Genomic DNA, 954 nt, shown 5'->3' on the forward strand with positions numbered 1-954 from the left:
CCGGTAGGCCTCGGCCGCGTTCTCGCTCCAGAACTTCGCGCGGTCCTCGGCGCTGGCGAACGCGATCAGCTCCTCGAAGTCGGCGATCAGCTTCGGGTACAGGGCGGCCGAGCTGTCGAGGGAGAGCGTCGAGGCGAACATCAGCCGGTCCCAGCCCAGCAGCTCGACGCCGAGCTCCAGCCAGGGCCGCATGATCTCAGGCGAGACCACCGCGGTCACGCCGTCGCTGGGCAGGGTGACCTGCCAGGCGTCCACGTTGCCGTCGGCATAGGCGCGGAAGGCCTCGCGCCAGTCATCGCTGACCTTCGAGTCGGGCGTGATCACCCAGGTGTCGTAGCCGACCACGGAGACCAGGTGCGGGTGCTGCTCCAGGGCACGCACCCACGACGGCACCTGCTGCGCGGTGGGCGAGAACTCGACCACCAGGCTGCGCTCGGCCAGCCAGTTCAACAGCTGCGGCACGAAGGGCAGGTCGGACGGCATCCCGACCGGGAGCCGCACGCCGCGGAACGACTCCGAGGTGGCGAACGCCTCGAGGTCGCCGAGGATCTCGTCGCCGGAGCGGGTCGGGTCGACGCCGGCGACCATCACCAGGTCGAGATCGTGGAGCCGGGCCATCCGCTCGACCCAGTCCACCTCCGCGATGCAGAGCTCGCGCTCCACCGTGCTGGACACGTGCACGAACGAGTCGACGACGCCGTCACGATGGCCGGCGTACCCGCACTCGGCGGGCGAGCACTCCTGAGCATGCGCGGCATGGCGGGCGAGGATCTCGTCGCGCCCGACGTTCCACTGCGCACCGGTCACGTTCACCAAACGCGTATGGGTGTCGATGATCCGCACGTGGCTCTCCCTTCCTGGACCGGTCACGGGGCGTGACCGGAGACTGACCAGATTCACCCGAGTGAGAGCAACTTACTCGGATCGATCCCACTGGCTGGGCAACACGACGGG

At 69.1% G+C, this 954-nt stretch carries 1 protein-coding gene; it reads right to left on the bottom strand.

All coding sequences use genetic code 11. The features are described from left to right. Positions 1–843 (bottom strand): amidohydrolase family protein (locus ABD151_RS00675; RefSeq protein WP_343990190.1); only part of this gene is annotated, 843 nt, incomplete at its 3' end. Positions 844–954: the final 111 nt, after the last annotated feature.

The organism is Nocardioides dubius (assembly GCF_039528155.1).
GTDB classification, from domain to species: domain Bacteria; phylum Actinomycetota; class Actinomycetes; order Propionibacteriales; family Nocardioidaceae; genus Nocardioides; species Nocardioides dubius.